Here is a 21,187-nt window from a genome sequence, read left to right as displayed (position 1 = left end):
GCTCCCTGGGTGTCGCCTCTCGAGCAGCCATGTCGATGGCCGTACGCAGCCATACACCGTATGGCTATGGCTAACATACACCGTATGGCTGTCAGTGCGCGCAGGGGTGCCCCCCTGACTCCCGAGGAGATCTGCTCGACGGCGCTGCGCCTGGTGGAGGAGGGCGGCGTCGAGGCGCTGTCCATGCGCAAGCTCGCCGCGGCCCTCGACGTGAACCCCATGTCGCTCTACCACCACGTCGAGAACAAGACGGCGCTGATCACCCAGATCTGCCAGACCATGGCCCGTCGCCTGGACCTGCTGCCCGAGCGGCCCGGCCTGCCCTGGCAGAGGCGGCTGCGCGATCTCGCCCACGCCTACCGCCGGCTGGTCCACCGGTATCCGTCGCTGTGGTCGTACATCCACACCCACCCCGAGGTCATCAGCGGCCACCAGGGCGGGATGTGGGACGTGCTCTACCCGATCCTCGCCGACGCGGGCGTGCCGCAGGAGGAGCGGACGCGTACGGCCGACGTGCTCCACGGGTTCGTGGCGGGGCTGATGCTGACCGAGCGGCAGGGCGCACTCGGGCGCGAGGACCCGGCAGAGGCGGACCGCGCCTTCGAGACCGCCATCGACATGATCATCCGTGGTCTCCCCCGCCCCTGACCGTCAGGGCTGGTACGCGCCCGCCGACGGCGGCGAGGACAGGGGCTTGCCCGCGATGTCCGACGTCAGGGCCGCGCCGCCGAACCAGGCCTGCGACAGCGGCAGCCCGTTGCGCAGCGCCGGGGAGCCAGGGCGCAGCCGCAGGTCGGTGCGCGAGACGAAGCGCGGGTCGGCCATGGCGGTCCTCGGGCCGGGCCGGAAGCGGGCCGAGCGGCCCTTGTAGACGCCGCCCGCCTCGTCGGCGCCCCTGCCGTCCTCGTAGCCGGCCTGCCCGCCCACCAGGACGGCGTTGTTGCGCAGCCGCAGCACCGACGGCGAGCAGCCGCCGTGGCAGGTCCAGCCGACGGTGCGCCGCCCGGTCAGGTACACCGAGTTGTGCACCGCGATCGTGCCCAGCACCGGCCCCACCACGTGCCGCGGGCCGCGGGTGACGAGGAACGAGCTCTGCTGCAGGGACGAGGTGACGACGTTGAACGCGTACACGTTGCCCGTGGCGGTCTTGCCCTTCATCGCCCCGAGCTCGGTGAACGTCTCGTTGTCGTGGGCGCGGTTGTAGGTGACGCGGTTGCGGTCGCCGTCGAAGATCTCGACGGCCGCGCCGTCCCTGCCGTAGTCGCGGCTCTGCGCGTCGCTGCCGGTGATCGTGTTGCGGGTGACGAGGTTGTCGTCGCCGTTGAGCAGGATGCCGAACGCCCCGGAGTCGTTGTCGGCGGTGTCGTCGTTGACGCTCATCTTGTCGTTGTCGGCCATGACGCTGTCGCGCACCACGTTGCGGGAGCCGGTCGGGGTGATCCAGACGCCGGCGATGTTGTGGTCGGCCCGCACCCCTGCCAGGTGGTTGCCGTCGCCGCCGACCTCGAAGCCGGCCCACAGGCAGCCGGAGGCGCGCAGGCCGCTGACGCGCCAGTGGTCGCCGCTGACGACCACGCAGTTGCCCTCCTCGCTGCTGATCGCGGCGAGCGGGCCCTTGCCGTACGGCTGGACGACGATGGGCCGGGCGGCCGTGCCCTTGGCGGCCAGGGTGAGGGTGCCGGTCCACCGGCTGCCCCGCTTGAAGCTGACCGCGTCACCGGGCTTCAGGTCGGCGGCGTTGACCTTGTCGAGCGAGCGCCACGGGGCGGTGGCGCTGGTGCCGGCGGCCGAGTCGTCGCCCTTGCGGGAGTCGACGTAGTACGTCGTGCCCGCGTGGAGCGTGGTCCCCGCGTCGAACGGAAGCAGGGACGACGTCAGGACAGCCGCTGACAGAAGGTTCACTCTCACCACGCCCGGTTATCAAGTTGAACGCTCAAGGAGGCAGGGCGTTAACGTATCGGCTCACCGCGCCAGACGCCAGATCCTCACGGCGGGTCCGTCACCTGGGATCCCGTTCGTGTCCGAAGTGTTGTAGACGGGGGTCGCCGGCCCGGGCAGCGGAAGCGGCTCACCGGGGGCGCGGCGGGCGCTCACGAGCAGGGTCTCGGCCTCGCTCTCGCGGGCGAAGACCAGGTGGTCGGCGTCGGCGTGCAGCCAGCGCAGCCCGCCGCGCCGCAGCGCCGGCTCGGCGCGCCGCAGCCCGAACAGCTCCCGGTAGGCCGCGAGGGTGGCGAGGTCCTGGTCGGCCGGCCGCTCCCACGGCATGGGGGTGCGCGCGTGCTCGCCGTTCACCCCGGTGAGGCCGAACTCGCTGCCGGCGAACACCATCGGCGTGCCCGGCAGCGTGGCCTGGAGGCCGAGCGCCACCAGGTGGAGCGCGCGGGAGCCGGTGACGGTGCGGATGCGCGGCGTGTCGTGCGAGTCGAGGAGCTGCCAGGAGTGGACGAGCGAGCGCCACGACATGTGCGCGGCGAACGTCCGGACCGTGGCCAGGGCCGCCGCGCCGTCGCGCGCGGGCACCCCGCCGGGCACGCCGAGGAAGTGGGTCAGGTCCAGGCCGGGGCCGCGCAGCCAGGTCCAGACGGGGCGCGTGAAGCCCCCGTAGTTCATGGTCCCGTGCCAGCCGTCGCGGTCCAGGTCGCCGGAGGCGTCGTGGCAGTGCTCGGCGACGAGCGCCACCCCGGGGCCCAGCTCGCGCCGCAGCAGCGCCGCGACCTCGTGCGTGAGGTCCCCGGCGCCGTGCCGCCCGGTCATGTTGGCCACGTCCACGCGCCATCCGTCGAGCGGCCCCAGCCACTTCCTGAGCACGTCCGGCACGCGGGAGCGGACGAGGTCGCTGCCCCAGTCGAGCTTGGGCAGCGTCTTGACGCCGAACCACGCCTCGTAGTCGCCGGTGTCGGGGTCGAAGAAGAACATCTCGCGCTCGGGGGCGTTCACGTCGGACACGGCGGCGGTGAACCACGGGTGGGTGTCGCCGCAGTGGTTGGTGGTGATGTCGCCGAGCAGCCGCATGCCGCGGCCGTGCAGCGCGTCCGCGAGCCGCCGCAGCGCCTCCTCGCCGCCGAGCAGCGGGTCGATCCGGTCGAACGCGGCGGCGTCGTAGCGGTGGTTGGAGCGGGCCGGGAAGATCGGCGTGAGGTACACGGTGTCGGCGCCGAGGGCCTGGACGTGGTCGAGGTGGCGGACGACGCCGTCGAGGTCGCCGCCGTAGAACTGCTGGGAGGTGCCGGGGCCGCTCGGGATGACCGGGTCGCGGTCCCAGTCGCGCGGCAGCGCCCAGCCGGGCAGCGGCCGGGACGCGCCGGAGCGGCCGAAACGGTCGGGGAAGATCTGGTAGACGATCGCGTCGGCCATCCAGGCCGGCGGCGGGTCGTGGGCGACGAGCCGGAAGTCGGTGTCGTCCGTCAGGTCGTGGGCGACGAGGCCGCCGGCGGTGAGCCACGCCTGGCCGCGGGCCGTGAGCAGCAGGAAGCGGTAGCGGGTCACCGGGTTCACGGCGGTGAGTTCGGCCCGCCACCACACGTCGTCCGGGCCGTACCCGGTGACGTCCGAGGACGTCCTGAGCTCGTCCACGGCGGCTTGGGTGTAGCGGGGCTCGCCGTCCTCCACCGTGCGGACGTGCACGGCGGTGACGCCGGCGGAGCGGGGCGCGCGGAGCCAGATCGTCACCCGCGAGCCGAGCGACGGCGCGAGGTCCGACACGTAGAGCGCGGAGCCGTCGTGGTGCGGCTCCCCCGCGAACAGCAGCATGCGGCTATCCCTTCACGGCCCCGGCGGTGAGGCCGGAGACGATGAACTTCTGCAGCCAGAGGAACACGCCCACGGTCGGGATCGCGGTGATCAGCGTGCCCGCGGCGAACATGCCGAAGTTGGCGTTGCGCTGGTCGCCGGCGATCATGCCGAACATGCCGACGGCGAGCGTCTTGCTCTCGGGGTCGCGCAGGAACACGCTGGCCATGATGAACTCGCTCATGATCCCGATGAACGCGAGCAGCCCGGTCACCGCCAGGATGGGGGTGACCAACGGCAGGATGACCCGCCAGAAGATCTGCGCGTGGGTCGCGCCGTCCACGGTGGCCGCCTCGTCCAGCTCCTTCGGCACGGTGTCGAGGAAGCCCTTCATCAGCCAGGTGTTCGCGCCCAGCGCCCCGCCCAGGTAGAGCAGCATGAGGCCCCACACCGTGTCGAAGCCGATCGCCGGGTACAGCTCGGTGACCCGCGTGAAGATCATGAAGATGGTCACGATGGCCAGGAACTGCGGGAACATCTGGATGAGCAGCAGCGCCAGGAGCCCGACCCGGCGCCCGCCGAAGCGCATCCGGCTGAAGGCGTAGGCGGCCATCATCGACAGCATCAGGCTGGCGAACGACGCGGCCAGCGCGATGAACACCGAGTTGAGGAACCAGCGGGCGAACGGGTACCGGTCGTTGGTGAACAGGTCGGCGAAGTTGCCGAGGCTCGCCCCGTTGGGCACCAGGTCGGTGGAGGCGAGCGTGCCGAGCGGGTTGATCGCCGCCGAGACCACGAAGAGGATCGGCACCAGGGCGAACACGCACACGAGCAGCACGAAGCCGTGCCTGAGCGCGAGCTTCACGCGTAGACCTCCTCCTGCTTGCGGGTGCGGCGGAAGGCCACCGCCGAGATGACGGCCACGAGGGCGAAGATGAACACCGAGATCGCCGCCGCGAAGCCGAACTGCGCGCCGCCCGCGCCGAAGGCCAGGCGGAAGGTGTAGGTGATGAGCAGGTCGGTCGCGCCCACCTGCGGGCTGTCGGCGGGGAACGGGCCACCCTCGCTGGTGAGCTGGATGGCGTTGAAGTTGTTGAAGTTGAACGCGAACGACGAGATCAGCAAGGGGGTGAGCGCCACCAGCAGCAGCGGCAGCGTCACCTTGCGGAACCCGTACCAGGGCGAGGCCCCGTCGATGGAGGCCGCCTCGGTCAGCTCGCGCGGGATGGCCTGCAGCGCGCCGGTCGTCACGAGGAACATGTACGGGAAGCCGAGCCAGAGGTTGACCAGGATGACCGCCGCGCGGGCCGTGCCGCTCTGGCCGAGCCAGTCGACGTTCGCCCCGAGGAGCTGGTTGATCAGGCCGAAGTCGCGGTTGAACATGTCGCGCCACACCAGCAGCATGGCGAACGACGGCATCGCGTACGGCAGGATCAGCGCGATCCGGTAGACCTTGGTGCCGCGCATGCGAGGGTGGTGCAGGGCCAGGGCCACGGCCATGCCGAGCACGAACGTGCCACCGGCGGAGGCGAGGGCGAACACCAGGTTCCAGCCGAAGACGCCGAGGAAGTACCCGGAGATCGTCGGGTCGGTGAGGACGCGGGTGAAGTTGCCGAACCCGACGTTCACCTGCCAGCCCTGCGCCAGGTGCTCGCCCTGGGCGTTGACGAAGTAGCCGCGCGTCCGGTCGGCCTTCCACGGCCCGCGCTCGCCGTTGACGCAGTCGCAGGCGGCGTCGTAGACGAGGGCGGCGCGGCCCTCGACGGCGCGGCTCAGCCCGTTGGCCTTGATCACCCCGCCGGGGGTGGGCACGGCGAGCCTGGAGATCTCCTGGCCGCGGGCGGCGGCCTCGGGCGCCTTCAGCACGGTGAAGCCGGGGGCCTGGAGGACCTTGCCGGTGATGCCGACCTGCGCGCCGGTCACCGGGGTCAGCCCCTGTCCGGACCCGGCCTGCACGCTCTTGGTCTTGGGGTCCACGAGGAGGAACACCAGCTCGCCGTCGCGCAGCGCCGCGGTCAGCGCGTACTCGGGCGAGCCGGGGGCCTGCCGGACGGAGCCGGTCTCGATGGCGGTGATCGCCGCCCGTTGGTCGCCGCGGTGCCCGTCGCCGAAGTTGGTGAACGCCGTGCTCACCGTGTACAGGACGGGGAACACCTGGAAGGCGATCAGGCAGACGGTGCCCGGGACGAGGTACTTCGCCGGGACGAAGCGCCGGGTCAGGTAGAGGCAGGCGATGCCCGCGCTCGCCGCGCAGAGCAGCGTGAGCGACACCCAGGCCCCGTCGGCGACCAGCGGCGGCACGGCGTAGAGCAGGAGCGCGGCGGCCACGGCCAGCACCGCGATCCTGCTCACCACGAACGCCGTGGTGACCTCCCGGCGCGGCCGCGGCCCCCTGCGGGTGTCCGCCGCCGCGCGCGCGTCGTGCGCCATGGCGTCAGTTCTTGAGCGAGGAGTCGATGGCCTTCTGCGCCGCCTCGGCGGACTTGGCGGCGTCCCCGCCCTTGACGACCGCGGCCTCGGCGATGCCGAACGGCTCCCAGATGGCCGCCATCTCGGGGATCGCCGGCATGGGGAAGCCGTTCTTGCCGGCCTCCATGAACTTGCCGGCGTCGGCGTCGGCCGCCTGGACCTCCTGGAGCGCCGCGGTCAGCGCCGGCGGGCGCGGGTCGGCCGCGTAGAGCGCCTTGGCGACGTCCTTGTTGGTCACGTAGTTGGCGACGAACTCCTGCGCCAGCGTCTTGTTCTTGCCCTTGGCGGCGACGAAGAACGACTGCACGCCGACGAACGGAGTGGCCGGCTTGCCGCCCTTGAACGACGGGACGGGCGTGATGTCGTAGGGGAAGCCGCCCTTCTTCACGTCGCCCATGGCCCACGGGCCGGAGACGAGGAAGGCGCACTTCTTCGAGGCGAAGGTCGCGATGTAGTTCTCGTTGGTGATGGACGTCTTGAGCGCCCCGTCACCCTTCTCGCCGAGCTTCTTCAGCCGGTCGAACGCCTTGACCGAGTCGGCCGAGCCGACCAGCACCTTCTTCGCGTCCGGGTCGCCCGTCGCGGTCGCGCCGAACAGGGCGCCGCCGCCGGAGGCGAAGATCGGGTAGACGTGGAAGGCGTCGCCCTTCTGGGCGACCGGCAGGCAGAGCACCTCCTTGACCTTGCCCGCGTCCTTGAGCTCCTTGCCCTTGGCGACGAGGTCCTCGATCGTGGCGGGCGCGTCGGGCGCGAGGTCGGTGTTGCGGATCAGCGCGATGTTCTCCACCGCGTACGGCGCGGCGTAGACCTGGCCGTTGAAGGTGACGGCCTTCATGGCGATCTCGGGGAAGGCGGCCTTCTGCTCCTCGGTGAGGTTGACCGGGTCGATGGCGCCGTTCTGCACGAGGTTGCCGATCCAGTCGTGCGCGCCGACCATGATGTCGGGGCCGCTGCCCTGCTGCGAGGCGGTCAGGAAGACCTGCTGGTTGTCCTTGCTGATCTCCTTCACCTCGGCGGTCACACCGTTCTCGGTGCCGAACTGCTCGGCGAAGGGCTTGAGCGCCTTGACCCGGTTGGCGTCGGCCCAGATCACGAGCTTGCCGCCCTGGGCGGCGGGCGCGGTGGCGCTGCTGGACCCGGTGGGCGCCGCCGAGGGCGCGGCCGGCTCACCGCCGCCGCAGGCCGTCACGCCGGCCGCCAGTGCGGAAAGGGCCGCCACATGTGCCGCCACACCCAGAGCTCGCTTACGCATGGGACCTCCTGAGGTCACGCAGGGAGCGGCGACGCGGGAGTGGCGCCGCCGCTGGAAGATCCGTAGGGCCGCCTGGGCGGCGGCTTGTGTTTCCCGGACGTTAGCGAGACTTTGCAAGAATTGGAAGAACTTGCAAAAAGCGTTACCTGATCCAGACCGGCCATGCCCCCTTCTTGACCTGAGCCCCTGCGTCCTGACCGGCGCGAGGGCCTTCTCTGCAAGTTTCCGCAACTTGCGCTTGACCTCCGGCGAGACGGCGAGCCATCCTGCACGGGAACGCGAACCACCCCCGGGGGAAGAAGGACCACCATGGCCACCACGCCGCGCCCGCTGCCTGGCGACCTGCTGCCGGGCGACCTGCCGCCTGGCTCCGCCACGAACGACGACTGGTGGCGCGACGCCGTCGTGTACCAGGTGTATCCGCGCAGCTTCGCCGACACCGACGGCGACGGCATGGGCGACCTGCCCGGCGTGCGCGACCGGCTCGGCTACCTCAGCGAGCTGGGCGTCGACGCCCTCTGGCTCAGCCCCTTCTACACCTCGCCGCAGGCCGACGCCGGCTACGACGTGGCCGACTACCGCGACGTGGATCCCATGTTCGGCACGCTGGCCGACTTCGACGCGCTGGTCGCCGACGCCCACGCGCTCGGCATCCGGATCATCGTCGACCTGGTCCCCAACCACTCCTCCGACCGGCACCCCTGGTTCCAGGAGGCGCTGCGCGGCGAGCGCCGCGACCGCTACGTCTTCCGCGACGCCCCCAACGACTGGGAGTCCATCTTCGGCGGCCCCGCCTGGACCCGGACCGAGGACGGGCAGTGGTACCTCCACCTGTTCGCGCCCGAGCAGCCGGACCTCAACTGGGAGAACCCCGAGGTCCGCGCCGAGTTCCGCGACATCCTGCGCTTCTGGCTCGACCGCGGCGTCGACGGGTTCCGGGTCGACGTGGCCCACGGCATGATCAAGGCGGACGGGCTGCCTGACGTCGGGCCGAAGGAGGGCCGCCAGGTCGAGCTGCTCGGCGACGAACGGGTGCCGTACTTCGACCAGGACGGCGTCCACGACATCTACCGCGAGTGGCGGCCGATTCTCGACTCCTACCCCGGCGGCCGGATGGCCGTGGCCGAGGCATGGGTGGCCTCACCCGAGCGGCTCGCCCGTTACGTGCAGCCCGACGAACTGCACCAGGCGTTCTCGTTCGACTTCATGATGGCCGACTACCACGCCAAGTCGTTCCGCGCGGTCATCGAGAAGTCGCTGGCCGAGGCCGAACTGGTCGGCGCGCCCACCACGTGGGTGCTGTCCAACCACGACAAGCCGCGCCACGTCACCCGCCACGGCGGCCTGGCCCGCGCCCGCGCCGCCACGCTGCTCATGCTGGCGCTGCCCGGCTCCGCCTACCTCTACAACGGCGAGGAGCTGGGCCTGCCCGAGGTCCTCGACCTGCCCGACGAGCTGCGCCAGGACCCGGCGTTCAAGCGCAGCGGCGAGAGCCGCGACGGCTGCCGCGTGCCGCTGCCGTGGACCGCCGAGCCCGGCTGCGGCTGGCGCGAGCCCTGGCTGCCGATCCCCGAGGACTGGCGGGGGCTGTCGGCCGAGGCGCAGCAGGACGACCCCGGCTCGACGCTGAACCTCTACCGGGCGGCGCTGCGGCTGCGCAAGGAGCACCCGGCGCTGGGCGGCGGCACGCTGCGCTGGCTGGAGGCCCCCACGCTGGAGCGGCGCGAGGACGTGCTCGCCCTGGAACGCTCCCCCGGGCTGGCCGTCGTGCTCAACACGGGCGAGGAGCCGGTGTCCCTGGCGGAGCTGGGGCTGGCCGGCGAGGTCCTGCTGTCGAGCGGCCCGCAGCCCGACCCCGGCGCGGTGGCCCCCGACACCACGATCTGGCTCCAGCTCACCCCCCAGACCCCCTGACCCGATCCCCCTCCGGTCCCGCGAGCCTTCCCGGCGTCGCGGGACGAGCGCCCGCCGCGACGCCCCCCACTAACGGGACGCGTCACGTCAGAAGGCGGGTCCGGTCGGGGGCGGGGTGGGCGGCGGGGTCGTTGGGTGAATCTTTCCCATCGCGCGACTTCTGGCGAATGTCACGGTTAGTAATCTCGGGGCGTGTCCCGCATCTGGGCACGCTCCCTTCGCGGGCGTGTCACGCTCGTCACGACGCTCGTCGCGGCGGTGCTGCTGATCCCGTTCGGGATCGGGGCGGTCACCGTGACGCGCGCCTGGGTCGCGGCCAGCGTGGCACGCGACACCCGGAACACGGCCGAGCGGATCGCCTCCGAGGCCCGCGCCGGAGCGGAGTGGCGGGGCCGCCGGATCCCGGTGCTCGACCCGACCGTGCCGCTCATCCAGGTCGTCGCCCCCGACGGCGGCATCAGGGCGGCCAGCGACGCGGCCGCCACCATGCCCCGCCTGAGCGACGTGTGGCCGACCCCCGACAACCGCGTCATCAACGCCCGCCCCTGCATGCCCGGGACATGCCTGTACCTGACCGCCGTCCGCGTGTCGCTCGGACCCAGCTCCACCGTCGTGTACGCGGGCCGCCGGGCACCCGCCGTGCTGAACGACCACACCCTGGAGACGGTGGCCGCGATCGAGACCGCGATCCTCATCGGCATCACCGGCTGGGCCACATGGATGATCATGGGCCGGGCCCTGCGGCCGGTGGCGGCCATGCGGGCCCAGCTCGACGAGATCAACGCCAGCGACCTGAGCCGCCGCGTGATGCAGCCGCCCGGCGACGACGAGCTGTCCGGGCTGGCCGCCTCCATCAACGGGACGCTCGCGCGCCTGGAGCGCTCGGCCCACCAGCAGCGCCAGTTCGCCTCCGACGCCTCCCACGAGCTGCGCACCCCCATCGCCGGGCTGCGCGCCCAGCTGGAGAGCGCCCAGCTCTATCCGGACGACACCGACCTCGACGCGCTCGTGACCAGCGCGCTGCGCGACACCGACCGGCTGGAGGCGATCATCACGGACCTCCTCCTGCTGGCCCGGATCGGCTCGCGCGTGGACGCGGCGAACGAGTGGGTGGACCTCGGCGAGCTGGTCCGCGAGGAGCTGTCCGTCCGCAAGGACCGGGTCCCGATCCGGCTGGCGGCCGAGGACCGCGTGCTCGTCCAGGGCGTACGGCTCCAGCTCGCCCGGCTGCTGACGAACCTGCTCGACAACGCCGAGCGGCACGCCGACCGGTACGTCAGGGTGTCGGTGGGGTGCGAGGACGGCACAGCCGTGCTGGCCGTGGAGAACGACGGCGCGGAGATCGCCGAGGACGACCGCGAGCGGATCTTCGAGCGGTTCACCCGTCTGGACGCGGCGCGCAGCCGCGACGCGGGCGGCACCGGGCTGGGCCTCGCGATCGCACGGGACGTGGCGGTGGCCCACGGCGGCGAGCTGACCGTCGAGGACTGCCAGGGCGGCGCCCGCTTCGTGCTGCGCCTGCCGTCGGCGGCCCTGCCGGACTGAGCCCGGAAAGCCGCGTCGTACGAGAAACGCGACATAAGGGGAATGAGTGGCTTCAAACCCCTTGGGTCCGGAATCATGGGCGCCATGATGGAGCAGGCGCCGGTGGGCATCGATCCGCACGTTCCCAACGCGGCGCGGATGTACGACTACTTCCTCGGCGGTAAGGACAACTTCCAGGCCGACAGGGACCTGGCGGAGATGGTGCTCAAGGTCATGCCCGACATCCGGGTCGGAACCCAGGAGAACCGCGCCCTGATCGGCCGGGTGGTGAAGTACCTGTGCGACCAGGGGATCACCCAGTTCCTCGACCTCGGGTCCGGGCTGCCCGCGCGGGAGAACGTGCACGAGGTCGCCCTGCGGCACATCCCCGACGCCCGGGTGGTGTACGTGGACAACGACCCGGTGGTGGCCACCCACGGGCGGGCGTTGCTGGCCGCCCCCGACCGGGTGGCGATGGTGCGGGCCGACGCGCGCCGGCCGGAGGAGGTCCTGAACGACCCCGCGGTGCGCGAACTGATCGACTTCGACAGGCCCGTGGCGCTGCTCATGATGTTCCTCCTGCACCTGGTGCCGGACGAGGACGACCCCCAGGGGTTCGTGGCCCGCTACCGCGAGGCGCTGGCGCCGGGCAGCTACCTCGCCATCTCCCACGTCGGCAGCGACACCGCGCCGGAGCAGGTGCGCCGGATCAGCGACTTCTACCAGCAGGCCAACGCGCCGTTCTGCCCGCGTCCCGGGGACGAGATCGCCGCGTTCTTCGGCGACTTCGAGCTCATCCCGCCGGGCCTGGCCACCGGCCTGGGCGAGGAGACCGGCTGGCCGTTCATCGACCCGGACAACCCTCCCGTGATCGACGAGGAGCTCGCCCGCATGGGGTACGCGGGCATCGGCCGCAAGCCGTCCTGACGAGCTGAAATGACGAAGCCGGGCGCCCGTCACGGGCGCCCGGCCGGTACGTCACACCGCGGATCAGACCGGGGACATCTCCCGATCGGCCTGGGCCGCCGGCGGCTCCGGCTCCCGCTCGTCCGCGTCCTGCAGCGTGGCCTCGTCGAACGGGTCGCGCCCGGCCAGCACCTCAAGGGCCCGCTCCCGGTCGAACCCGCCCGTCCACGTGCCGACCAGCACGGTCGCCACGGCGTTGCCGGCGAAGTTGGTCAGCGCCCGCGCCTCCGACATGAACCGGTCGATGCCGACGATGAGGCCCACGCCGTCCACCAGCTCGGGGCGGTGCGACTGGAGGCCGCCCGCCAGCGTGGCGAGCCCGGCCCCGGTCACACCGGCCGCGCCCTTCGAGGCGATCATCATGAACAGCAGCAGCCCCACCTGCTCGCCGAACTGCAGCGGGTCACCCGTCGCCGAGGCGATGAACAGCGTGGCCATGGTCAGGTAGATGGCGGTGCCGTCGAGGTTGAAGGAGTAGCCGGTCGGCACGGTGATGCCGGCCACGGTGCGGCTGACGCCCATGTGCTCCATCTTGGCGATGAGCCGCGGCAGCGCCGACTCCGACGACGAGGTGGACAGGATGAGCAGGAACTCCCGGCCCAGGTAGCGCAGCAGCGACCACAGGTTGATCCGGGCGAACAGCCACAGCAGCGAGCCGAGCACGACGCCGACGAACAGCGCGCAGGTGATGTAGAAGGCGGCCATGATGACGGCCAGGCTCTTGAGGGCGTCGATGCCGGTGGCGCCGACGACGGCCGCGATCGCGCCGAACGCGCCGACCGGCGCCGCCCACATGATCATGGCGAGGATGCGGAACACCAGCCGCTGGATGTGGCCGATGGCGTTGAGGATGGGCGCGCCCTTGGGCCCCATCGCCTGGAGGGCGAAGCCGGTGAGCAGCGCCACCAGCAGCGTCTGGAGCACCTGCCCCTCGGTGAACGCCGACACGAGCGTCGTCGGAATGATGCCGAGCAGGAAGTCGACCGTGTTCGTCGCCTCGCCCTTGGCCGCCTCGGCCGCCGCGGCCTGCTTGGCCGCGTCGGTCAGGTGCAGGCCGTTGCCCGGGTCGATGAGGTTGCCGACCATCAGGCCGATGACCAGGGCTACAGTCGACATGACGAGGAAGTAACCGAGCGCGAGCCCGCCTACCTTGCCCACGCTGGCGGCCTTGGTCACGGAGCCGACGCCGAGCACGATCGTGCAGAAGATGATCGGGCTGATCATCATCTTGATGAGCGCCACGAATCCCGTGCCGAGCGGCTTGAGTGCCTGGCCCACGTCAGGCCAGAGGAATCCGACCACGATTCCGGCCAGCACGGCCAGGATGACGGCCAGATAGAGGTAGCGGGTGCGGTCACGCATGGGGGGCTCTCCAAGCGTTGTGGGCGACTGTTCTCACAGCGTGACTATGCGGCCGGTGGTGACCCACGTCACCATTGCGTAAGTTTCGTTCACCGGATCCGCGACGGACGAGGTGGAAAGCGACAGAGGGGTCCCGATGCGACGGTGGAGCCTGGCGGGGCAGATGCTGCTCCTGCAGCTGGTGGTGATCGCCGTGACCGTGGCGGGCGGCGCCGTGCTGGAGTCGGTGCTGGCGCGCGAGGTGGTGGGCGGGCAGGCCGCAGCGACGTCCCAGGCCGTGGCGCTCAGCGTCGCGGCCTCGCCGGACGTGCGGGCCGCCCTGGCCGGCCCGTCGCCGACGACCCGGCTCCAGCCGTACGCCGAGCGGGTGCGCCAGGACACAGGCGTCGACTTCGTCACCATCATGAAGCCGGACGGCACCCGCTACACCCACCCCAACCCGGCCGAGATCGGGCGGCGCTTCCTCGGCCACACCGAGGAGGCGCTGCGGGGGCACCCGTTCACCGAGACCTACACGGGCACGCTCGGCCCGTCGGTGCGCGCCGTCGTGCCGGTCCGCGTCGGAGGGGCCATCACGGCGCTGGTCAGCGTGGGCATCAAGGTGGACAAGGTCAGCGCCGAGCTGTCCGTGATCCTGGTGTGGACGGGCCTCATCACGGTGCTCGCCCTCGGGCTGGGCGCCGGCGGCACGTGGCTGGTGACCTCGCGGCTGCGCCGCCAGACCCACGGGCTCGGGCCGCTGGAGCTGAGCCGCATCCACGAGCACCACGACGCCGTCCTGCACGCCGTACGGGAGGGACTGCTGCTCGTCGGCAAGGACGGCACGCTGACGCTCTGCAACGACGCGGCCCGCCAGTTGCTGAACCTGCCGGAGGACGCCGAGGGGCGGCACGTGGCCGGCCTCGGCCTGGCGGACGTGCTGACCACCCGGGAGGAGCGCATCCACCTGGTCGGCGACCGCGTGCTCGCGGTCAACGGCGCGGCCAGCCGCCTCGGCACAGTCGTCACCGTACGCGACCACACGGAGCTGCAGGCGCTGGCCGGGCAGCTCGACGCCGAGCGCGGCTTCGCCGAGTCGCTGCGGTCGGCGGCGCACGAGGCGGCCAACCGGCTGCACACCGTCATCACTCTGGTCGAGCTGGGCCGCACGGAGCAGGCGGTGGCGTTCGGCACGGCCGAGCTGCGCGCGGCGCAGGAGCTGACCGACCACGTGATGGGCGCGGTGCGCGAGCCGGTGCTGGCGGCGCTGCTGCTCGGCAAGAGCTCGGAGGCGGCCGAGCGCGGCGTCGAGCTGGTCATCAGCCAGGACAGCGACCTCGACGACCTCGGCATCGACACGCGGGAGCTGGTCACCATCCTCGGCAACCTCATCGACAACGCCATCGACGCGGCCTCGCGGGTGGAGGTCTGCCTGCGCGGCGACGAGCGCGAGCTGCTGATCCGGGTGGCCGACGACGGGCCGGGGCTCACCTCCCCCGAGGCGTTCCGGCGCGGCTGGACGACCAAGGGCGACGGCCACGGGCTGGGCCTGGCGCTGGTGGGCCAGGCGGTGCGGCGGCTGGACGGCAGGATCGACGTGGCAGGCTCGGTGTTCACCGTGCGGCTCCCGGTGCCGGAGCGGATCCGATGATCACGGTGCTGGTCGTCGAGGACGAGGAGATCACGGCCGAGGCCAACCGCATCTACGTGGAGCGGGTGCCCGGCTTCCGGGTGGCCGGGGTGGCCCGCTCGGGCGGCGACGCGCTGCGCTTCCTGCGGCACACGCCGGTGGACCTCATCCTGCTCGACCTGTACCTGCCGGACATGCACGGGCTGGAGGTGTGCCGGGCCGTGCGGGCGGGCGGGCTGATGTGCGACGTCATCGCGATCACCTCGGCGCGCGACCTGGCCATGGTGCGCTCGGCGGTGTCGCTGGGCGTCTCGCAGTACCTGCTCAAGCCGTTCCCCTTCGCCGCCCTGCGGGACAAGCTGACGCGCTACGCCGCCTTCCGCGAGGAGGCCGGCGAGATCGTCGGCCAGGGCGACGTGGACCGGGTGCTGGGCACACTGCGCGGCACCGGCGGCGAGCTGCCCAAGGGCATGACGCAGGACACGCTGGACACGGTCGCGGCCGAGCTGCGCAACCGGCCCGAGGGCGTGTCGGCGCAGGCCGTGGGGGCGGCGGCCGGGGTGTCGCGGGTGACGGCCCGCCGCTACCTGGAGTACCTGGTGGAGCGGGGTGTCGCGATGCGCTTCCCCCAGTACGGCGGGGTGGGCCGTCCAGAGTTGCTCTACCGGATGCCCACGCAACGTTCAGGGGAGTGACGCTGGTCGTTCAATCCGGGCCTCTAGCTTCTGGGTGCATCCCATAGCACTGAGGAGTCACCTTGCGAGTCCTGGCCGTAGTTCCCGCCCGTGGAGGTTCGGCGGGCGTCCCCCTGAAGAACCTCGCCACCGTGGGCGGGGTGCCGCTGGTGGCCCGCGCCGTGCGCGCCTGCCTGCGCGCCGAACTGATCGACCAGGTGGTGGTCAGCACCGACCACGCCGGCATCGCGGAGACCGCCAGGCGGGCGGGGGCGCTCGTGGTCGACCGCCCGGAGGAGCTGAGCGGCGCGACCGCCTCCAGCGAGTCGGCGGTGCTGCACGCGCTGGACGCGCTCGGCGAGGACCCCGAGGTGGTCGTGCTCGTGCAGTGCACCAGCGCCTTCATCGACCCCGACGACCTGTCCGCCGCCGTGCGCAGGGTCCTCGACGGCGAGGCCGACTCGGTCGTGTCGGGGCTGCCGACGCACGAGTTCCTCTGGACGGCCGCCGGCGCCGGCGTCAACCACGACCCGGCCGTACGGCCGCGCCGGCAGGACCGCGAGCCGCAGTTCCGCGAGAACGGCGCCTTCTACGCCATGCGCGCCGCCGGCCTGCGCGAGCACGGCCACCGCTTCTTCGGCACCGTCGCCGTCCAGCCCGTCCCGTCCCGGCACGGCATCGAGATCGACGACCCCGAGGACCTGGAACTGGTCCGGGCGCTCGCCCCGTTCGTCGAGCTGCCGGAGCCGATCGACGTCGACGCCGTCATCACCGACTTCGACGGCGTCCACACCGACGACCGCGCCTACGTCGACTCCGAGGGCCGCGAGATGGTCCTCGTCAGCCGCTCCGACGGCATGGGCGTCTCGCTGCTGCGCAGGGCCGGCGTGAAGGTGCTCGTCATGTCCACCGAGCACAACCCGGTCGTCGCCGCGCGGGCGCGCAAGCTCGGCGTGCCGGTCCTGCAGGGGCTCGCCGACAAGCGGACCGTGCTGCGCGACTGGCTGGCCATCGAGGGGCTCGACCCGGCCCGCGTCGCCTACGTCGGCAACGACGTCAACGACCTCGGCCCGATGGGCGAGGTGGGCTGGCCCGTGGCGGTGCCGGACGCGCACCCGAAGGTGCGGGCCGCCGCCCGCGTCGTGCTCACCCGCGTGGGCGGGGACGGGGCCGTGCGCGAGCTGTGCGACCGGGTGCTGGCCGCCCGCCCGGCCCCGGCTCCGGCCGCGCCCGTCGCCCCGCTGGTCCCCGGCACGCCGGCCCCCTCCGTCGTCCCCACCCTCGACTCCCCCGCGCCCGCCCCGGTGGCGGCGCTCGGCGCGGCCGTCCAGGGGCGGCCCAGGCTCGCCCCGGCGCCGGTCGCCATCGGCGACGTGCTCGTCGGCGACGGCATGCCGGTGTACGTGATCGGCGAGATCGGCATCAACCACAACGGCGACCTCGACCTCGCCCGCCGCCTCATCGACGTCGCGGCCGACGCCGGCTGCCAGGCCGTCAAGTTCCAGAAGCGCACCCCCGCGATCTGCGTGCCCGAGGAGCAGAAGGGCCAGATCCGGCAGACGCCGTGGGGCGAGATGACGTACCTGGAGTACAAGGAGCGCACCGAGTTCGGCCTCGACGAATACCGGCAGATCGCCAAGCACTGCGACGAGCGGGGCCTGCACTGGTTCGCCTCGCCGTGGGACGTGCCCTCCGTGGAGTTCCTGGAGGAGATGGACGTCCTGGTGCACAAGGTGGCCTCGGCCGGCGTCGCCGACCACGAGCTGCTGCGCGCCCTGGCCGCCACGGGCAAGCCGGTCATCCTCTCCACGGGCATGTCGACGCTGAGCGAGATCGACCGGGCCGTCGAGATCCTCGGCACCAGCGAGCTGATCATGATGCACGCCACCTCCACGTACCCGCTGCCGCCGGAGGAGGCGAACCTGCGCACGATCACCACGCTCAAGGAGCGCTACGGCGTGCCGGTCGGCTACTCCGGCCACGAGCGGGGGCTGCAGATCTCGCTGGCCGCGGTGACGCTCGGCGCGGTGTGCGTGGAGCGGCACATCACGCTCGACCGCACCATGTGGGGCTCCGACCACGCCGCCTCGCTGGAGCCGTCCGGACTGGATCACCTCGTGCGCGACATCCGGATCATCGAGCAGGCCCTGGGCGACGGCGTCAAGCGGGTCTTCCCCGGCGAAGAGGCCCCGAAGGCCCGCCTGCGCCGCGTCACCGCCTGACCCCGCCCCCCTTCGCCTCGCGAGGAAAGACTTGATCACTCTCTCGGTCGTCGTGCCGGTGCGGGACGGCGAGCGCTTCATCGCCGACGCGCTCGCCTCCCTGCGCCGCAACGCCCGGCGCGACTTCGAGTTCGTCGTGGTGGACGACGGGTCGGTGGACGCCACCGCCGACGTCGTCGAGGACTTCCGCGGCGACCTGCCCGGCCTGTCCGTGATCCGCAACCCCGTGCCGCTGGGGCTCGCGGACGCGCGCAACGCCGGGCTGTCGGCCGCGTCGGGCCGGTACGTCACCTTCATGGACGGCGACGACTGGCTCGCCCCCGGCTACCTGGAACGGCTCGTCGAGGCCATCGACGGGCTCGGCTGCGACTTCGTGCGGGCCGACCACGTCCAGGCCGAGGGCCGCAAACGGGTCGTGCACCGCGCTCCGCTGGCGCGGCGGGGCGTGGTGCTCGATCCCCGGAGCGCGATCCTGCCCGCGAACGTGCGCACCATGGTCGACTACCCGTACGCGTGGGCCGGCGTCTACCGGCGCTCGCTGCGGGACCTGCTGCACTTCCCCGGGTCGCTGCACACCGCCGAGGACCGGCCGTGGATCTGGCGGCTGCACCGCGAGGCGGCCACGTTCGCCGTGGTGTCGATCGCGGGCGTCTTCTACCGGCGGCAGGTGGCGGGGTCGCTGACCCAGGTCGGCGACGAGCGGCAGCTCCACTTCTTCGACGCCTTCGAGCTGGTCTTCAAGGACCTGGAGGAGGAGTTCCTGCCCAAAGCGGTGCGCAACTTCTGCGCGCTGCTCGCCCACCACCTGGAGCTGGCCGGCCGTTTCACGCCGCGGCTGCGGGCCCGCTTCGAGGAGCGCGGCGCGCAGGCCGTGCGGGCGCTGCCCGCCGGCCTGGTCGTGGACGCGGTCTCCCGGATGTCGGTCCAGCGGGAGAGCGCGCTGCGGGCGCTGCTCCCGGACCTGCCCCCCAGCCCCCTCGTCCGGCCGCGCCGGGATCGGGAGGATTCATGACGACGGTCTGCTACGCCTCGACGCTGTTCGGGGCCATGTCGCTGGCGGCCGCGATCGACGCCGGACATCTGGGTGGTGGCCGCTCCGGCGAGGGCCGCCGGGTGCTCATCGTGTCGACGAACGCGGCGATACCCGAGGTCACCGTGCCGCTGGACCGGGCGCCCGGCTTCGCCGCGCTGCGCTCCCGCTTCGACGAGATCCACTCCTGGAACGACCTCATCGCACCGCTGCACCCGTCGGACTGGAAGGCCCGGGTGATCGAGGTGCCGATGATGGAGCGGCTGATCCGCGCCCATCTGGGGCTCGGCGAGGTGGACGAGCTGGTGCTGGAGTCGATCGCGGTACCGCCGGCCCGGACGATCGCCGGGCTGGTGCGCGACTGCCCGATCACCGTCTACTCCGACGGGCTGATGAGCTACGGCCCGACCCGGGACCCGCTGCCGGCCGAGATCTTCCGCCGCGTCACCCGCCTGCTCCACCTCGACCTGGTGCCGGGACTGGAGCCGCTGCTGCTGGGCGAGTACGGGGTGCCGGCCGAGGTGCTGCCGGACGCGGCGTTCCTGTCGGTCGTGCGGGAGGTGACGGCCACCGCGCCCGACATGATGGACGCCCGGGCGATGATCCTCGGGCAGTACCTGTCGGCGCTCGACATCGTCACGCCCGAGGAGGAGGCGGCGCTGCACGAGACGATGCTGCGCGCGCTGGCCGCCCGGGGGCACGAGACGGTCGTGTTCAAGCCGCACCCGTCGGCGGGACGCGCCCACGCCCGGCTGCTGCGCCCGGCCGCCGAGCGGCTTGGGGTGCGGCTGGTGGTGGCCGACGAGAGCACCCCGGCCGAGGCGTGCTTCGCGGCGCTGCGTCCCGAGCTCGTCGTCGGGTGCTTCTCGACCGGGCTCGTCACGGCGCAGCGGTACTTCGGCCTGCCGGTCGCCTCGTACGGGACGGACCTGGTGCTGGACCGGCTGACCCCGTACGAGAACAGCAACCGCGTCCCGGTCACGCTCGTGGACGCGTTGCTGCCCCGGTTGTCGGAGGACGGCTCGGCCCAGGAGGCCCCGGCCGTGGACCTGCAGGCGCTGGTGCGGGCGGTGGGCTACTGCATGCAGGCCGAGGCGTACCCGGACCTGCGGCCGTCGGGGATGACGTTCGACCCGCGCTACTTCAAGCGCAAGCGGCTGGAGACGCTCGGGCTGGCCGGCCGGCCGACGGCCCTTTCCCGGCTGCGCCGCAAGCTCAGCGCCACCCGCTGACCGCCGCCCGGTTCCTTCCATGACACCCCTCCGGCCCCCGCCCGCATCCTGTGCGGGCCGGGCGGTCGGGGCCCGAGGCGCGTGAGGTGCGGAGCTGGGCGGATCGGGCGCCCGGGCGCGCAGGTAGCGGGGGCGGCACGTCAGGCCGATGCGGCCCCTCAGGTGGATGCGGCCCCTCAGGTGGATGCGGCCCGTCAGGTGAGGGCGCGTAGGTAGCGGCGGACACGGCGCCTGGCGCGGTAGCCGTAGCGCAGCACCGTCGGCGGCACCTCCAGCCGGAGCCGTGCCCGGCGGCGGGCGGCGGCGTGCCCGGGGCCGTCCAGCAGCGACCGGGCCGGCGTCCTCCGCCCGGCGGCCAGTCCCGCCAGCAGGTCCGTCCAGTCGTCGAGCTCGGCCGGGTGGAAGTAGTTGGCCGCGCACCACCCCGGGTCTGCGGTCCGGAAATCGCCCTCCGCGAGCATGTCCAGGGTCCCGAGCAGCCCGCTGCCCTCGAACACCAAGTTGATCATCTCGGCGCTGACCCCGAAGTCGGCGAGCACCAGCGACGGCACGCCCTGGGCGACGGCCTCCAGCGCGGCGGTCGAGCTGACCGTCACGAAGCCGGCGGCCCGCTCCAGGTGCTCGTGCATGGGCCCGGCCGCGAAGCTCAGCCTCCCGGGCTCGCCCAGCTCGCGCCAGAGCCGCCGGTAGTGGTGACGCTCGCGGTGCGTCTGCCGCTCGCCCTCGAGGGCACGCAGCTTGACCACCACGTCGAGGTCCGGCCGCAGTTCGGCGAGCCGCCCCAGCGCCTGCAGCACCCGCTCGCGCTCCTCCCGTTCGCGCGGCACCTTGGCCTGGGTGGCGAACACCACCCGGTTCCCGCCGCCCGCGGCCCGGCCCGGACGCAGGAACGGCAGCCGGGCCAGCCCGATCGCCCCTCCCCCGCCGAGCCGGGCGGCGATCTCCCCGAACTCGGCCGCCTCCCGGCGGCTGTGCAGCACGAACAGGTCGCAGCCGCTGCGGAAGAGCCACGCCTTCTCGGTGGCGGGCACCGAGATGCCGGGCAGGCCGGTGGCGAACACCGGCCGGGGGCTCAGCCCGTCCAGCACCTCGGCGACCAGCACGTCCACGACCGGGCCGGTGCAGGCGACGAGGATCACGTCGGGCCGGGTCCGCTCGGCCTCGCGCCGCCCGTGCTGTCCGCCCGCGCGCTGCGGCGCGAGGC

The 21,187-nt window shown here is 72.5% G+C and carries 16 protein-coding genes; 9 read left to right on the top strand and 7 right to left on the bottom strand.

The genetic code is table 11. The annotated features are described in order from the left end of the window. Positions 1–84: 84 nt before the first annotated feature. Positions 85–648, top strand: coding sequence for a TetR/AcrR family transcriptional regulator C-terminal domain-containing protein (locus AB0H81_RS20845; protein ID WP_358376790.1), 564 nt, complete (start codon positions 85–87; stop codon positions 646–648). Positions 649–651: 3 nt separating this feature from the next. Here the strand turns inward: AB0H81_RS20845 and AB0H81_RS20840 are convergent, their stop codons facing one another. The 5 genes from AB0H81_RS20840 to AB0H81_RS20820 are packed head-to-tail and all read right to left on the bottom strand — an operon-like array spanning position 652 to position 7,450. Continuing rightward, positions 652–1,908 carry a right-handed parallel beta-helix repeat-containing protein gene (locus tag AB0H81_RS20840; protein WP_358376787.1) on the bottom strand — a complete coding sequence of 419 codons (1,257 nt, stop codon included), beginning with the start codon at positions 1,906–1,908 and terminating at the stop codon, positions 652–654. Between the two features lie 54 nt (positions 1,909–1,962). Then, the gene (locus tag AB0H81_RS20835; RefSeq protein ID WP_358376784.1) at positions 1,963–3,750 is read right to left on the bottom strand and encodes a glycoside hydrolase family 13 protein; all 1,788 of its coding nucleotides are present in this window, start codon (positions 3,748–3,750) and stop codon (positions 1,963–1,965) included. 4 nt (positions 3,751–3,754) lie between these two features. Beyond that, complete coding sequence (locus AB0H81_RS20830) at positions 3,755–4,594, bottom strand: sugar ABC transporter permease (RefSeq protein ID WP_358376782.1); 840 nt, start codon at positions 4,592–4,594, stop codon at positions 3,755–3,757. Further along, entirely contained in the window at positions 4,591–6,159 is a 1,569-nt protein-coding gene (locus AB0H81_RS20825) for an ABC transporter permease subunit (protein ID WP_358376779.1), read from the bottom strand. Before AB0H81_RS20825 ends, AB0H81_RS20830 begins: the two co-directional genes overlap by 4 nt. 4 nt (positions 6,160–6,163) lie before the next feature. Next, a complete protein-coding gene (locus tag AB0H81_RS20820; protein WP_358376776.1) occupies positions 6,164–7,450 on the bottom strand; it encodes a maltose ABC transporter substrate-binding protein in 1,287 nt (428 codons plus the stop codon). A gap of 309 nt (positions 7,451–7,759) precedes the next feature. On the opposite strand from AB0H81_RS20820, the gene AB0H81_RS20815 reads away from it, so the two are divergent. The 3 genes from AB0H81_RS20815 (at position 7,760) to AB0H81_RS20805 (ending at position 11,815) form a co-directional block, all read left to right on the top strand. Beyond that, positions 7,760–9,364, top strand: coding sequence for a glycoside hydrolase family 13 protein (locus AB0H81_RS20815; RefSeq protein ID WP_358376773.1), 1,605 nt, complete (start codon positions 7,760–7,762; stop codon positions 9,362–9,364). A 192-nt stretch (positions 9,365–9,556) separates the two neighbouring features. Beyond that, positions 9,557–10,909, top strand: a complete 1,353-nt coding sequence (locus AB0H81_RS20810) for a HAMP domain-containing sensor histidine kinase (RefSeq protein ID WP_358376770.1) — start codon at positions 9,557–9,559, stop codon at positions 10,907–10,909. Between the two features lie 75 nt (positions 10,910–10,984). Beyond that, the gene (locus tag AB0H81_RS20805; protein WP_358376767.1) at positions 10,985–11,815 is read left to right on the top strand and encodes an SAM-dependent methyltransferase; all 831 of its coding nucleotides are present in this window, start codon (positions 10,985–10,987) and stop codon (positions 11,813–11,815) included. 63 nt (positions 11,816–11,878) lie between these two features. Here the strand turns inward: AB0H81_RS20805 and AB0H81_RS20800 are convergent, their stop codons facing one another. Next, complete coding sequence (locus AB0H81_RS20800) at positions 11,879–13,216, bottom strand: cation:dicarboxylase symporter family transporter (RefSeq protein WP_358376764.1); 1,338 nt, start codon at positions 13,214–13,216, stop codon at positions 11,879–11,881. A gap of 136 nt (positions 13,217–13,352) precedes the next feature. Between AB0H81_RS20800 and AB0H81_RS20795 the strand changes: the two genes are divergently transcribed. The 5 genes from AB0H81_RS20795 (at position 13,353) to AB0H81_RS20775 (ending at position 19,983) form a co-directional block, all read left to right on the top strand. Next, entirely contained in the window at positions 13,353–14,846 is a 1,494-nt protein-coding gene (locus AB0H81_RS20795; RefSeq protein ID WP_358376761.1) for a sensor histidine kinase, read from the top strand. Then, positions 14,843–15,520 (top strand): response regulator, encoded by a 678-nt coding sequence (locus tag AB0H81_RS20790; RefSeq protein ID WP_358376758.1) that lies wholly within the window; start codon positions 14,843–14,845, stop codon positions 15,518–15,520. The genes AB0H81_RS20795 and AB0H81_RS20790 overlap by 4 nt, the downstream gene beginning before the upstream one ends. A gap of 62 nt (positions 15,521–15,582) precedes the next feature. Then, positions 15,583–17,721, top strand: coding sequence for an N-acetylneuraminate synthase family protein (locus AB0H81_RS20785; RefSeq protein WP_358376755.1), 2,139 nt, complete (start codon positions 15,583–15,585; stop codon positions 17,719–17,721). Between the two features lie 31 nt (positions 17,722–17,752). After that, the gene (locus tag AB0H81_RS20780) at positions 17,753–18,733 is read left to right on the top strand and encodes a glycosyltransferase family 2 protein (RefSeq protein WP_358376752.1); all 981 of its coding nucleotides are present in this window, start codon (positions 17,753–17,755) and stop codon (positions 18,731–18,733) included. Next, the gene (locus AB0H81_RS20775) at positions 18,730–19,983 is read left to right on the top strand and encodes an alpha-2,8-polysialyltransferase family protein (protein WP_358376749.1); all 1,254 of its coding nucleotides are present in this window, start codon (positions 18,730–18,732) and stop codon (positions 19,981–19,983) included. The genes AB0H81_RS20780 and AB0H81_RS20775 overlap by 4 nt, the downstream gene beginning before the upstream one ends. Positions 19,984–20,177: 194 nt before the next feature. On the opposite strand, the gene AB0H81_RS20770 is transcribed toward AB0H81_RS20775, so the two are convergent. Then, on the bottom strand, positions 20,178–21,187 hold a 1,010-nt coding region (locus AB0H81_RS20770; RefSeq protein WP_358376746.1), incomplete at its 5' end, for a DUF6716 putative glycosyltransferase.

Source organism: Nonomuraea sp. NPDC050691 (assembly GCF_040654455.1).
In the GTDB taxonomy this organism is placed as follows: domain Bacteria; phylum Actinomycetota; class Actinomycetes; order Streptosporangiales; family Streptosporangiaceae; genus Nonomuraea.
The sequence above is the reverse complement of the archived record's forward strand: the minus strand, read 5'-3'. Positions and strand labels throughout refer to the sequence as shown.

Coding starts and splice junctions, on each gene's coding strand:
- AB0H81_RS20845 (WP_358376790.1), top strand. CDS start 85: ATGGCTGTCAGTGCGCGCAGGGGTGCCCCCCTGACTCCCGAGGAGATC.
- AB0H81_RS20835 (WP_358376784.1), bottom strand. CDS start 3,750: ATGCTGCTGTTCGCGGGGGAGCCGCACCACGACGGCTCCGCGCTCTAC.
- AB0H81_RS20825 (WP_358376779.1), bottom strand. CDS start 6,159: ATGGCGCACGACGCGCGCGCGGCGGCGGACACCCGCAGGGGGCCGCGG.
- AB0H81_RS20820 (WP_358376776.1), bottom strand. CDS start 7,450: ATGCGTAAGCGAGCTCTGGGTGTGGCGGCACATGTGGCGGCCCTTTCC.
- AB0H81_RS20815 (WP_358376773.1), top strand. CDS start 7,760: ATGGCCACCACGCCGCGCCCGCTGCCTGGCGACCTGCTGCCGGGCGAC.
- AB0H81_RS20805 (WP_358376767.1), top strand. CDS start 10,985: ATGGGCGCCATGATGGAGCAGGCGCCGGTGGGCATCGATCCGCACGTT.
- AB0H81_RS20800 (WP_358376764.1), bottom strand. CDS start 13,216: ATGCGTGACCGCACCCGCTACCTCTATCTGGCCGTCATCCTGGCCGTG.
- AB0H81_RS20795 (WP_358376761.1), top strand. CDS start 13,353: ATGCGACGGTGGAGCCTGGCGGGGCAGATGCTGCTCCTGCAGCTGGTG.
- AB0H81_RS20790 (WP_358376758.1), top strand. CDS start 14,843: ATGATCACGGTGCTGGTCGTCGAGGACGAGGAGATCACGGCCGAGGCC.
- AB0H81_RS20775 (WP_358376749.1), top strand. CDS start 18,730: ATGACGACGGTCTGCTACGCCTCGACGCTGTTCGGGGCCATGTCGCTG.